Below are 12,346 nucleotides of genomic sequence, written 5' to 3'. Positions count from 1 at the left end.
GCAGAAAGGGGATGTCATGGCTTCTTCCGCCGATTCGCGCCGTCCGCGAGGCATCTCCCGCTTAGCTTGGTGGGCGGCCAGGGCACAGAACAACCCTGGCTACCCCCGTGTCCTGGGTCCGATGATCAGGGCACTGCAGTCCAACCACCCGAAGGCCGATATCGACCTGGTGGTCCGGGCGTACAAGATCGCAGAGCAGGCTCATCGTGGCCAGACCCGGAAATCCGGTGATGACTACATCACCCACCCGGTGGCGGTGGCCACGATCTTGGCCGAGATCGGCATGCTGCCGGTCACCCTCGCCGCTGCGCTGCTGCATGACACGGTCGAGGACACGTCCTATTCGCTGAATGAGCTCACCGAGGAATTCGGCCCCGAGGTCGCAGCCATGGTCGATGGGGTGACCAAGCTCGACAAACTCACCTACGGTCAGGCTGCGCAGTCTGAGACCGTGCGCAAGATGATCGTCGCGATGGCCAAGGACATCCGCGTCCTCGTGATCAAACTGGCCGACCGTCTTCACAACGCCCGCACGTGGCGTTTCGTGCCCGCTTCGTCGAGTACGAAGAAGGCTCGGGAGACCCTCGAGATCTATGCGCCGCTGGCTCATCGACTGGGCATGAACACGATCAAGTGGGAACTTGAGGATCTGTCCTTCCAAGTTCTCCACCCCAAGGTCTATGACGAAGTGGTCCGGCTCGTCGCGGACAGGGCACCCGAACGCGAGAAGTACCTGGCCACTGTCTCCAACGAACTCCAGTCCGAGCTCGTGGAGTCCAATATCCAAGCCGCGATCACGGGCCGCCCGAAGCACTACTATTCGATCTATCAGAAGATGGTCGTGCGCGGGCACGAGTTCGCTGACATCTACGACCTCGTCGGTGTCCGTGTCCTCGTTGAGACCGTTCGCGAATGCTATGCCACGCTGGGCATCGTGCACGCCCGGTGGAATCCAGTCCCCGGACGGTTCAAGGACTACATCGCGATGCCGAAGTACAACATGTACCAGAGCTTGCACACGACGGTGATCGGCCCGAACGGCAAACCCGTGGAAATCCAGATCCGCACCCATGAGATGGATCGCCGCGCTGAATTCGGTGTTGCCGCCCACTGGAAGTACAAGGATCGACGCAACGTCTCGAAGGCCGTGACGTCGAATACCGCTCGCTCGGTCAAGGTCTCCGACGACGGCGAAGTCGATGACGCGGCATGGCTGCGGCAGCTGCTGGAATGGCAACGTGAGGTCAGCGACCCTGACGAGTTCCTCGACAATCTCCGCTATGAGGTGAACTCCAGGGAGGTCTACGTGTTCACCCCCAAGGGTGACGTGATGAGCCTTCCTGCGGGGGCGACTCCTGTCGACTTCTCCTACGCGGTTCACACCGAGGTCGGGCATAAGACCATGGGCGCCCGAGTCAACGGTCGTCTGGTCGCACTCGACACCGAACTGAAGAACGGCGACTCTGTCGAAGTCTTCACGTCCAAAGATGAGAATGCGGGCCCCAGCCGTGACTGGCTGGGCTTCGTCAAGAGCCCCCGCGCACGCAGCAAGATCCGCCAGTGGTTCTCGAAGGAACGCCGCGAGGAAGCGATCGAGAACGGTCGCGAACAGCTGGCGCGGGCAATGCGCCGCCACACTCTGTCGGCTTCGTCGTTGATGAGCCAGGAGGCACTGCAGGTCGTCGCCACTGAGCTGCGGCTGCCAGATGTGTCCGCGCTCTACGCTGCTATCGGCAATGGAGTGAGCTCGGCGGCTCATGTCGTCGATCTGCTGGCCAAGGAGGTCGGAGGTGTTGACGATGATGAGACCGTGTTGCCGCCGTCGCCGCGCAATCGCACCGGCCAGTCCTCGGGACACCATTCGTCGTCCGGGGGAGTCACGGTCAGAGGTGTCGACGATGTCCTGGTGAAACTGGCACGATGCTGCACACCGGTTCCCGGCGATGAGATCCTCGGATTCGTCACGCGCGGTTCGGGAGTATCCGTCCACCGTGTGGACTGTCCTAACATCGCCTCTCTGGAGCGAGAGCCTGAGCGGATGGTCGATGTCTCCTGGGGTGAGACGACCAGCGGTATCTATCTGGTTCAGATCCAGGTGGAGGCCCTGGATCGTTCCGGTCTGCTCTCAGACATCACGAAGGTGCTCACCGAGACCCACGTCAATATACTCTCTGCCACGGTCGCCACCTCACGGGCCAGAGTAGCCCAGTCGAAGTTCGTCTTCGAGATGAGCGATGCGAGCCATCTCGACACCGTGCTCTCGGCAGTTCGCAAAGTCGAAGGCGTCTTCGACGTCTACCGCATCGCCGGCGGCTGACACCGCCGTCACTGCGCCTGGATGCAACGTCAGCGACGGTGGCAACGTCAGCGTCTGTCGCGGTCTGAGGCGGCGCAGGCGCGTTCGAAGACGGTGCGCATATGAGCGACGTAGGGTCGGCGTGACATCTCCGCCATATACAGCCGGAACTGCTGCCGGGCCTGGCCGGGGAGTTCATCGACGAGATTCCTCACCGTCTGAGCAGACCATTCGTCGGGACTGCGCAAGTGCGGAAGCAGCAGATCGTAGAGCGTTCTCTCCGGTGTCGTGATGGGCAGATCGTTGATGAGCTCCCACTCGTGCGCAGCAATCGTGAGTTCATGAACGACGACATCGGCCCCGTCGACGTAGCGGCGCCGGGGGTAGGTGATGAACGTCAGCGGACTCGGGGCCCTGCCAAGGCCGCTGTGGACCCACCACGCAATGTCATGGGAGAGCACAAGACGTGGAGGGATCTGCGCACGCAGCGCCGTGATTCTGTCCGCGGCGTTGAGCACAGCGCCCTTGCGCACCCAGGTGGACTCGGTTAGGCGTGTCAGCAGCCCGTCAAGAGTCAGTTCCGTGAGGTGTTCATAGCTGTAGTCGCGCAGATGAAACATCGCCTCCATACAGCCACTATTGCGCTGTAGGGAGGCGATGTTCAAGGCCGCAGGGTCAATCTGTGGATAAACCGCGACTTATGCTCGTGGTGCTGTGGACGCCGAATCAGTCCAGCTCAGCCGCGGTCTGAGCCAGCTGGTCACGCCAGGCGCGACGCGCATTGAGTGCGGACTGCGCATCAGCGACAGCCTTCTCATCGCCACCCGCCTTCGCCTTCTCGTACTTCTGCTCCAACTCGGCAATCGAGTCGTCGAGCTGGCTCAGCGCACCGGACGTGCGGGCCTTGGTCTCGGGGTTGCTGCGCTTCCACTCAGCATCTTCTGCATCGGCGAGGGCACGTTCGACCTCACGCAGTCCGTTCTCCATGCGCGAGACGTCGGCACGAGGAACCTTGCCCGCAGCCTCCCATTCGTCCTGAATGACGCGCAGCTCCTTCTTCGCCACACTGATATCGCCGATCGGCAGCAGACCTTGAGCTCTGGCCAGAATCTCCTCCTTGACCACAAGGTTGCCCTTGTACTCCTCATCAACGGCAGCATTCTCTGCATCACGGGCGGCGAAGAAGACGTCCTGAGCAGCACGGAACCGAGCCCACAGGGCATCGTCGTCCTTGCGTGAGGCCCGCGGAGCCTTCTTCCACTGGCTCATGAGGTCCTTGTACTTCTGGGACACATTGCGGAAGTCTGTCGAGTTCGACAGCGACTCCGCCTCGACCACGAGCTTCTCCTTGATGCGTTTGCCCTCGGAGTTCTGCTTGTCGAGCTCGGAGAAGAACTCCTTGCGCTTGTGCTCGAAAGTATTGCGAGCCTGCGAGAAGCGGCCCCACAGCTCCTGGTCCACTGCACGCGGCAGTCGGGGACCGCTGCGCTGCATGTCCTTCCACTGGCCGAAGAGCTCACGCAGACGTGCTCCGGACTGCTTCCACTGGATCTTCGAGGGATCGCGCTTGGCCAGCGATTCAGCCTCGGCGACGATCTCTTCACGTTCCTGTGCGGCTTCGAGCTTGGCTGCCTCGGCACGGGCAGCCTGCTTCGACTCGGTGGCCTGCGCATCTGAGATCAGGGTGTCCAAGGTGGCGGACAGACCCTTGAGATCGCCGACGACGTTGGCCTCGGGCAGGGTCTCCTGCAGCGTCTTCGCTGCCGAGACGATCTCGCGACCCGGGGCACCGGCGGAGAGTCGATTGCGCAGAAGTGCCGCGTTCTCCATGAGATCCACGTACTTCTTGGCGAAGTATTCCAAGGCTTCCTCGGGAGTGGCATCGGGATACTGCCCGACCGCACGCTCGCCGTCGGCCGTGACGACGAAGACGTTGCCCTCCTGATCCGCGCGACCGTGCTCGACTGCGCGCCGGACTTCCGCATCATGATCAACGGTTGTCCCGGTCACTGTCTGGGCCGCCTGTGGGCGGGGCAGAGAGGACGGGCGCGGGACCGGCTTCGGTGTCGGGGTCGACATGATTCTCACCTTGTTTCCATCGGTCGAACCTGCAGGACTCTGTGCCTGCAGATCACTCGATTTCCTGATTGACGTTATCCCAGCATAACCAAGCCCCAGGCTCTGGATAGACTTTGAGCATGGATGTATTTGTGACCAGCGCCGAATTTCTCGAAGTCAACTGTTATGCCGTGCGTGCCGAAGGCCATGATGAGGCCATATTTATCGACTCCGGATTCGATTGCGCACCGGGACTTGCCGAAATCGTCGCCGAGGAGGATCTGGTGCCCAGCGCCGTCTTCCTCACCCACGGCCACCCCGACCACATCCTCGGCCTGACCAACGTCCTCAGCCGCTGGAATGTGCCCGTCTACCTGGGAGATGCCGACCGCTACCGCCTGGACAAACCAGCCGAAACCCTCAGCCCGCAGTTCGCTCAGATGCTGCAGCCACTCGTCGAAGGCTGGTCCGCCCCCGAGGTCACCGCCCTTGTCGACGCCCAGACCGTGGAGGTCGCCGGTCTCACGATCACCGCTGTGGCCGCTCCCGGGCACACCGAAGGATCGACCCTCCTGCGAGTCCAAGCCGACGATGAGGAGATCATCTTCACCGGTGATGTGGTCTTCGCCGGAGCGATCGGACGGGTCGACCTGCCAGGGGGAGACGCCTCGGCGATGGCAGAATCACTGCGGGCGTTTGCGACGCTTCCCGACGTTCCCATCTATCCTGGACACGGTCCCGGCTCCCGAGTCGGTCACGAGCTGACGACGAACCCGTTCTTCTAGAGTTGAACCAGGTTCCCTGACGGCGACGACCGACCACAGGCAGCACCCGAACCCCACCAGAGACGAAGAGCACCAAGGAGAACAATGGCGAAGTCAGCCCGACTGTCCGGATTCCCGGAACGACTTCCAGCAGAACGCGTGATCGAGAAGTCGATCATCGACATCCTCGACCACACCTTCGCGCTGCATGGATACTCGGCACTCAACCACCGGGCAGTCGAACCGATCAGCCAGCTCGCCAAAGACGGAGAGATCGACAAGGAGATCTTCGCCGTCAGCCGCCTGCACTCCGAAGGCACGGAGCGCAATCCACTGGGGCTGCACTTCGACCTCACGGTGCCGCTGGCACGATTCATCGCCGACAACGCGAACGAGCTCTCCTTCCCCTTCAAAGCCGCCCGAATCCAGCCGGTCTGGCGCGGCGAACGCCCCCAGCAGGGCCGCTACCGCGAGTTCATCCAAGCCGATATCGATGTCATCGCCGAGGCGGAGCTGCCCGGACACTTCGAAGTGGAGATTCCGCTTGCCGTCGCCGATGCCTTCAGCAGGCTGGCGCCCTTGGGCGTGCCCGGAGTCAAGATCGTCGTCAACGATCGCAGGCTCCTCGAAGGATTCGCTCGTGGCATCGGGCTGACCAACATCCAGGCTGTCCTGCGCTGCCTAGACAAGTACGACAAGATCGGTCCCGCAGAGGTGGGCAAACTGTTGGCCACGGAAGCCGAGGCCGACGAGGAACAGCAGCGACTGTGCCTGGCCCTGGCCGCGATCGAATCGGATTCGCCGGACTTCGCCGACGAAGTGCGTGCGCTCGGAGTCGAACACCCCCTGCTGGAGGAGGGCCTCGATTCTCTGACCACGATGCTCCGGGCCGCCCATGAGCGCGCCCCCGGCGTTGTCGTGGCACAGCTGAAGATCGCACGCGGACTCGACTACTACACGGGAGCCGTCTACGAGACTCAGCTGATCGGGCACGAAGAGCTCGGCTCGGTCGCCTCCGGCGGTCGCTATGACTCGCTCGTGACGGTGGGGAAGAAGAGCTACCCGGGTGTCGGAATGTCGATCGGCGTCTCTCGCCTCATGGCCTTCATCCTCGATGCGAACAGCGGCATCAAAGCCACACGCGGAACACCCTCGGTCGTCGTTGTCGCCGTGACTGATGAGGACAAGCGCGGGGAAGCCGATGCGGTTGCCACCGCTCTGCGTGCCCGCGACATCGCCTGCGAGGTCTCACCGAGTGCGGCGAAGTTCGGCAAGCAGATCCGCTATGCCGAACGTCGGGGGATTCCCTTCGTATGGTTCACCGATGGTGAGTCTGGTCACGAAATCAAGGACATCCGCTCCGGCGAGCAGGTCACGGCAGACCCGGCGACCTGGGAGCCTGTCGAGGCAGATCGCAAGCCACGGGTGTACCGCGACTGATCAGCCTCAGGAATCGCTCACAGGCGGGTCGGGTGCCAGGGATCCGTCCGGGGCGATGTGCTCGAAGATCTCTCGCACCATGGAGACCACGTGCGGGTCATCGACAGTGTAGAAGATCCGCCTCCCATCACGGCGGGAGGAGATCAGGCCAGCCAACCTCATCTTCGCCAGATGCTGACTCACGGTGGGCACTGCCGCACCGATCGCCTCGGCGAGGGAAGAGACATCGAGTTCCTGATTGACCAAGGTCCAGACCAGCCGCAGACGCGTCCCGGAGGCGAGCATGCGAAACGTCTCCGCTGCCACCTCGACCTGCGCCGAGGTGGGGTCACCTCCCAAGTCCGCGGCGGGATCTTCCGGGCCTGTACCACCAGTGCTCATGTCATCCTCTTCATCGTCCCCACGGCAGTCGGCCCGCAGTGGGCCGTGCCAGCAAACATGCAGCGAGCGACTATCATTGTTCACGCGCTGCCACATAAACATCGTAAAGGAGCCCTAGGTGCTGCGAAGCCATGAAACCGGAAGCCTGCGAGCCTCACACGCAGGACAGACCGTCACCCTCTCCGGGTGGGTCGACCGTCGTCGCGATCACGGAGGTGTCGCCTTCATCGATCTGCGTGACGCATCGGGGATCGTCCAGGTCGTCGTCCGTGAGGACGATGCCCACGCACTGCGCAACGAATCCGTCGTCAAGGTCACCGGTACCGTGTCCCTGCGCCCCGAGGGCAACACCAACGCGAACCTGCCCACAGGTGATATCGAGGTCGTCGACACGAAGGTCGAGATCCTCAGCCAGGCCGAGGCTCTGCCCTTCCAGGTTTCCGACCATGCCGAAGATGCCGGCACCGTCGGTGAAGAGACCCGCCTGCGCTACCGCTACCTCGACCTGCGTCGCTCCGGTCCCGCCGCGACCATGCGTCTGCGTTCGGCAGCGAACCGGGCAGCCCGCAACGTCCTCGACGAGCAGGACTTCCTCGAGATCGAGACCCCGACCCTGACCCGGTCCACTCCCGAAGGCGCCCGCGACTTCCTGGTTCCGGCTCGTCTGCAGCCCGGCTCCTGGTACGCGCTTCCGCAGTCACCGCAGCTGTTCAAGCAGCTGCTGCAGGTCGCCGGTATGGAACGCTACTACCAGATGGCACGCTGCTACCGCGACGAGGACTTCCGCGCCGACCGTCAGCCCGAGTTCACCCAGCTCGACATCGAAGCCTCCTTCGTCGAGCAGGAGGACATCATCGAGCTCGCCGAGAAGATCCTCGTGGCTCTGTGGAAGCTCATCGGCCACGAGATCACCACCCCGATCCCGCACATCACCTACGCCGAGGCGATGGAGAAGTACGGCAGCGACAAGCCAGATCTGCGCTTCGAGCTCGAACTGCACAACCTCACGGAGTTCTTCAAGGACACCCCGTTCCGGGTCTTCCAGTCCGAGTACGTCGGCTCCGTCGTCTACCCCGGCGGCGGCTCCCTGCCCCGTCGTCAGCTCGACGGCTGGCAGGACTGGGCCAAGCAGCGCGGTGCCAAGGGCCTGGCCTACGTTCTCGTGGCCGAGGACGGCACCCTGACCGGACCTGTCGCCAAGAACATCTCCGAGGATGAGAAGGCCGGCCTCGTCGAAGCCGCCGGAGCTAACCCCGGTGACGCAATCTTCTTCGCCGCCGGTGACCCTGCGAGCTCACGCTCGCTGCTGGGTGCCGCCCGCAACGAGATCGCCGAGCGCACCGGCCTGATCAAGGAAGGCGACTGGGCCTTCGTGTGGGTCGTCGACGCACCGCTCTTCGAATCCGCAGCCGCAGCGCAGGCCGCGGGCGATGTCGCCGTCGGTGAAGGGTCATGGACCGCCGTCCACCACGCCTTCACCGCTCCGAAGCCCGAATTCCTCGACACCCTCGAATCCGATCCCGGCGCTGCCCTGGCCTACGCCTACGACATCGTCTGCAACGGCAACGAGATCGGCGGCGGTTCGATCCGCATCCACCGCAAGGATGTCCAGGAACGCGTCTTCAAGATCATGGGCATCTCGGAAGAGGACGCACAGGAGAAGTTCGGCTTCCTCCTCGAAGCATTCAAGTTCGGCGCACCCCCACACGGAGGCATCGCCTTCGGCTGGGACCGCATCGTGTCCCTGCTGGCCGGAGTCGACTCGATCCGCGAGGTCATCGCCTTCCCGAAGACCGGTGCCGGATACGATCCGCTCACCCAGGCACCCGCACCGATCACCGACGCCCAGCGCGCCGAGGCCGGCGTGGACTTCGAAGCGGAAGACGACGACGCCGAGGCTGATGACCAACGGTCCTGACCTCTTCTCCTCCGACGGCCCGGACCAGGGACTCCCTGGTCCGGGCGTCGGCGGTTCCTCTGCCGATTCGGGCCGTGCCCTCGATCCGCTGGCAGTGCGGATGCGTCCGCGCACCATCGCCGAGGTGGTCGGCCAGGACCATCTGACGTTCCCCGGCTCACCGCTGGTTCAACTCGTCGAAGCCAGCGGGGGAGACCGGGCCGGAGCCTCCTCGGTGATCCTGTGGGGTCCGCCCGGGGTCGGCAAGACCACCCTGGCTCACGTCATCTCCCACGCACCCGGGCGCACCTTCGTCGAACTCTCCGCGATCACCGCCGGGGTCAAGGACGTGCGCCAGGTGATCGAGAACGCCAGGCGTGAACGTGACATGTACCAGCGCACGACGGTGCTCTTCCTCGACGAGATCCACAGGTTCTCCAAGGCACAGCAGGACGCACTGCTGCCGGCCGTGGAGAACCGCCTCGTCGTCCTCGTCGCAGCCACGACCGAGAACCCGTCCTTCTCCGTCATCTCCCCGCTGTTGTCCCGCTCGCTCCTGCTCACACTGCGGCCACTCGATGACGCCGCCATCGCCGATCTCCTCGACCGAGCAGTCGTCAGCGAACGAGGACTGGCCGGCCAGTTCGAACTCGAACCGGCGGCGAAGGACTTCATCGTGCGCATCGCCGGTGCCGATGCCAGACGCTCCCTGACGATCCTCGAAGCCGCAGCCGGCATCGCCGCCGCACAGGCAGAGTTCGCCGAGGCTGTTGCCAGTGACGATTCTGCTGTCGACTCAGATGATGACACCGACGCGGATGAAGACATCGGCGCTGATGAAGACATCGAGGACTCAACCGACTCCGAAGATTCAGCCGACACCGACGACTCGGAGGCGTCACCAGCCGAAGGCACCGCGATTCTCATCACCGAGGCTGCCTGTGCTGAGGCGAGCTCGGAAACGGTGCTGCGCTACGACAAGAACGGCGACCAGCACTACGACGTCGTCTCCGCATTCATCAAATCCATCCGCGGCTCAGACGTCGACGCCGCACTGCACTACCTGGCCAGAATGATCGTCGCCGGGGAGGACCCTCGCTTCATCGCCCGCAGGGTCGTCATCTCGGCCGCCGAAGACATCGGCATGGCCGATCCGCAGGCGCTTCCCATCGCGGTCGCGGCATCAACTGCCGTGCAGAACATCGGCATGCCCGAAGGACGTATTCCCCTCGCCGAGGCGGTCACCTATCTGGCCATGGCGCCGAAGTCGAACGCCAGCTACCGGGCTCTCGACGCGGCAATCGCCGACGTGAAGAACGGGTTCTCGGGGCAGGTGCCGACTCATCTGCGCGACGCCCACTATCCCGGTGCCAAGGAGCTCGGCCACGGTGAGGGCTACAAATACTCCCACGATCATCCGCACGGGGTCGCGGCTCAGGAGTACCTGCCCGAGACGCTACGCGGGAAGCGCTACTACGAACCGACCGGCAACGGTATGGAGCGGTCCCTGGGGGAGCGACTCGAGATGCTGCAGAGACTGCTGCGCCCCTAAGTTCAACGACGGATGTCTTAGCGCTGAGCCTGCGGACACGGTAGTTTTGTGCACAGGGTGAAAGCGTGCCGCGGCCAGGGTCGGTGAGTCGGCGCAGTAGGGCCGAGGAGGGTCGACGTGCAGGACATCATCGTCACCATTTCCGTCGCTCTGGCTCTGGGGTTGGTCGCGTATGAACTGCGCATTCCGCCGTTGGTCGGTTTCCTCGGTGCCGGTTTCCTGCTGCACTTCCTCGGCTTCTCCGCCTTCGATGGAATCGAACAGGTCTCCGACCTCGGCGTGGTACTGCTCCTCTTCACCATCGGGCTGAAGTTCGACCTGCGTTCCCTTCTGCAGCCCGAGGCCTATGGCACGGCTGTTCTCCACATGATCTCCGGCGTCCTCGTCGGGGCCGGCACGATCGGATTTGCCGCGGTCGTCGGAATCGTTTCGCTCGACGGTGGCCTGGGAACAATCGGTCTGCTCGGATTCGCGTTGTCATTCTCGTCAACAGTGCTCGTCGTCAAGGTGCTCGAAGATCGTTCCGACGACGGTTCCTACTATGGCCAGATCGCCATTGCGGTCCTCGTCATCCAGGACATCGCCGCCGTCGCCTTCATCACCGTGGCGGGGGAGGAGCCGCCGAGTCCCTGGGCCTTCGCTCTCGTTCTCCTGGTTCCTGCGGCGTGGGTGGCACGTCGAATCCTTGACCGTGTCGGCCGCGGTGAGCTGCTGGTGCTCTTCGGCGTGGTCATGGCTCTGGGGCCGGGCTATCTCGCCTTCGAATCTGTCGGCATCCACGGTGACCTAGGGGCGCTGGTGATGGGGCTGCTCTTCGCCAGCCATCGGCGTTCGACCGAGTTGTCGAAGTCGCTGTTCAGCGTCAAGGAGCTCTTCCTCGTCGCCTTCTTCGTCGTCATCGGGCTTCAGGCGGTCCCGACCTGGGCCGACCTGTTCATGGCACTGCTGTTGTGTGTGATCCTCCTGCCCTTCAACTTCGCAAGCTTCTACCTGATGGGTCGACTTTTCGGTCTGCGCAATCGGACCAGCATCCGCACCAGTCTGGCGCTGAGCAACTTCTCCGAATTTGCGCTCATCGTCGTGGCGGTCGGGGCAGGCAACGGACTGTTCGAGGAGAGTTGGCTGACAGTGACTGCTTTGGCCGTTGCGATCGGGATGATCATCTCGTCTTTGGCCAATGCCTACAGCCTGCAGATCGTTGCTCGACTCGATGAGATCCTGCCCGATGAGAATGAGGCCAAGCTGCGTCCCCCGGATCGGGCGATCGACACCGGTGACGCCGAGGTTGTGGTGCTGGGGATGGGCCGCATCGGTCGCGGGGCCTACGAGCGACTGGTCGACACCGGCGGGCTGTCTGTCATCGGGGTGGACAACGACCACCTGGTGGTGGAGGAGCTCAAACGCGAAGAGTTCAACGTGCTCGAAGGTGATGCCACCGACCACGAGTTCTGGCATCGGCTCGTTGTCGGCGGTACGGCTCGAACAGTCATCCTGGCCATGGCCATCCACGACTCGAACACGTTTGCCTTCGAACAGCTGCGCATCGCCGGTTTCGACGGTGCCATCGCCGCAGTCGTGCAGCGCCAGGACCAGGCCGACCGGTTCATCAGAGCAGGTGTGCATACCGTCGTCAACATCTACAGCGGTTCGGGAGCTGAAGTCGCCGATGCGGCAATGCAGCTGCCGAGCAACCGGCGAGCCGACGGTGATGCAGATCATGCCGAAGGCTGAGATTTCAGCCGGTGTTCGGGGCATCTCTGCTTTGCGCCGACCCGCCGACTTCCGCTAAGATAGGTTGCTGTTGTGCCTGCAAGCTAAAGGCGGTCGGTGCGAGCGTATCTCGACGCTCAATCCCTCTTTCCCATCCTGGGAAACAACCGTTTCGACTCGGGCGAGAACCTATGGCCAGTCGTGACACACCATATTGATGAAAGGTAATACAGTGCCAGCACCAGCAC

Annotated in this window: 9 protein-coding genes; 6 read left to right on the top strand and 3 right to left on the bottom strand. The window is 63.3% G+C overall.

Annotated features, from left to right (window positions below; translation table 11 throughout):
- Positions 1-16: 16 nt before the first annotated feature.
- On the top strand, positions 17-2,317 hold the full coding sequence (locus PGC08_RS11325; RefSeq protein ID WP_009881449.1) for a RelA/SpoT family protein: 2,301 nt from the start codon (positions 17-19) through the stop codon (positions 2,315-2,317).
- 47 nt (positions 2,318-2,364) lie between these two features.
- On the opposite strand, the gene PGC08_RS11320 is transcribed toward PGC08_RS11325, so the two are convergent.
- Entirely contained in the window at positions 2,365-2,925 is a 561-nt protein-coding gene (locus tag PGC08_RS11320) for a hypothetical protein (RefSeq protein WP_101556300.1), read from the bottom strand.
- Between the two features lie 97 nt (positions 2,926-3,022).
- On the bottom strand, positions 3,023-4,375 hold the full coding sequence (locus PGC08_RS11315; RefSeq protein WP_271708434.1) for a DUF349 domain-containing protein: 1,353 nt from the start codon (positions 4,373-4,375) through the stop codon (positions 3,023-3,025).
- 119 nt (positions 4,376-4,494) lie between these two features.
- Between PGC08_RS11315 and PGC08_RS11310 the strand changes: the two genes are divergently transcribed.
- Together PGC08_RS11310 and hisS are read left to right on the top strand one after the other, a co-directional pair.
- Positions 4,495-5,139 carry an MBL fold metallo-hydrolase gene (locus PGC08_RS11310; protein WP_035277963.1) on the top strand — a complete coding sequence of 215 codons (645 nt, stop codon included), beginning with the start codon at positions 4,495-4,497 and terminating at the stop codon, positions 5,137-5,139.
- Positions 5,140-5,223: 84 nt separating this feature from the next.
- On the top strand, positions 5,224-6,558 hold the full coding sequence (hisS, locus tag PGC08_RS11305; protein WP_009881446.1) for a histidine--tRNA ligase: 1,335 nt from the start codon (positions 5,224-5,226) through the stop codon (positions 6,556-6,558).
- A gap of 6 nt (positions 6,559-6,564) precedes the next feature.
- Here the strand turns inward: hisS and PGC08_RS11300 are convergent, their stop codons facing one another.
- Positions 6,565-6,939, bottom strand: a complete 375-nt coding sequence (locus PGC08_RS11300) for an ArsR/SmtB family transcription factor (RefSeq protein ID WP_009881445.1) — start codon at positions 6,937-6,939, stop codon at positions 6,565-6,567.
- A 118-nt stretch (positions 6,940-7,057) separates the two neighbouring features.
- Here PGC08_RS11300 and aspS point away from each other — a divergent pair, with 118 nt between their 5' ends.
- The 3 genes from aspS (at position 7,058) to PGC08_RS11285 (ending at position 12,119) form a co-directional block, all read left to right on the top strand.
- Positions 7,058-8,857: an aspartate--tRNA ligase gene (gene aspS / locus PGC08_RS11295; RefSeq protein ID WP_271708433.1), complete on the top strand. Its 1,800-nt coding sequence runs from the start codon at positions 7,058-7,060 to the stop codon at positions 8,855-8,857.
- A complete protein-coding gene (locus PGC08_RS11290) occupies positions 8,841-10,388 on the top strand; it encodes a replication-associated recombination protein A (RefSeq protein ID WP_101638685.1) in 1,548 nt (515 codons plus the stop codon). The genes aspS and PGC08_RS11290 overlap by 17 nt, the downstream gene beginning before the upstream one ends.
- A gap of 117 nt (positions 10,389-10,505) precedes the next feature.
- The gene (locus PGC08_RS11285; RefSeq protein ID WP_241211272.1) at positions 10,506-12,119 is read left to right on the top strand and encodes a cation:proton antiporter family protein; all 1,614 of its coding nucleotides are present in this window, start codon (positions 10,506-10,508) and stop codon (positions 12,117-12,119) included.
- Positions 12,120-12,346: the final 227 nt, after the last annotated feature.

Source organism: Brevibacterium sp. BDJS002 (assembly GCF_028201555.1).
Classification (GTDB): domain Bacteria; phylum Actinomycetota; class Actinomycetes; order Actinomycetales; family Brevibacteriaceae; genus Brevibacterium; species Brevibacterium aurantiacum.
This window is presented reverse-complemented; position numbering and strand designations above follow the sequence as displayed.

Coding starts and splice junctions, on each gene's coding strand:
- PGC08_RS11325 (WP_009881449.1), top strand. CDS start 17: ATGGCTTCTTCCGCCGATTCGCGCCGTCCGCGAGGCATCTCCCGCTTA.
- PGC08_RS11320 (WP_101556300.1), bottom strand. CDS start 2,925: ATGGAGGCGATGTTTCATCTGCGCGACTACAGCTATGAACACCTCACG.
- PGC08_RS11315 (WP_271708434.1), bottom strand. CDS start 4,375: ATGTCGACCCCGACACCGAAGCCGGTCCCGCGCCCGTCCTCTCTGCCC.
- PGC08_RS11310 (WP_035277963.1), top strand. CDS start 4,495: ATGGATGTATTTGTGACCAGCGCCGAATTTCTCGAAGTCAACTGTTAT.
- hisS (WP_009881446.1), top strand. CDS start 5,224: ATGGCGAAGTCAGCCCGACTGTCCGGATTCCCGGAACGACTTCCAGCA.
- PGC08_RS11300 (WP_009881445.1), bottom strand. CDS start 6,939: ATGAGCACTGGTGGTACAGGCCCGGAAGATCCCGCCGCGGACTTGGGA.
- PGC08_RS11290 (WP_101638685.1), top strand. CDS start 8,841: ATGACCAACGGTCCTGACCTCTTCTCCTCCGACGGCCCGGACCAGGGA.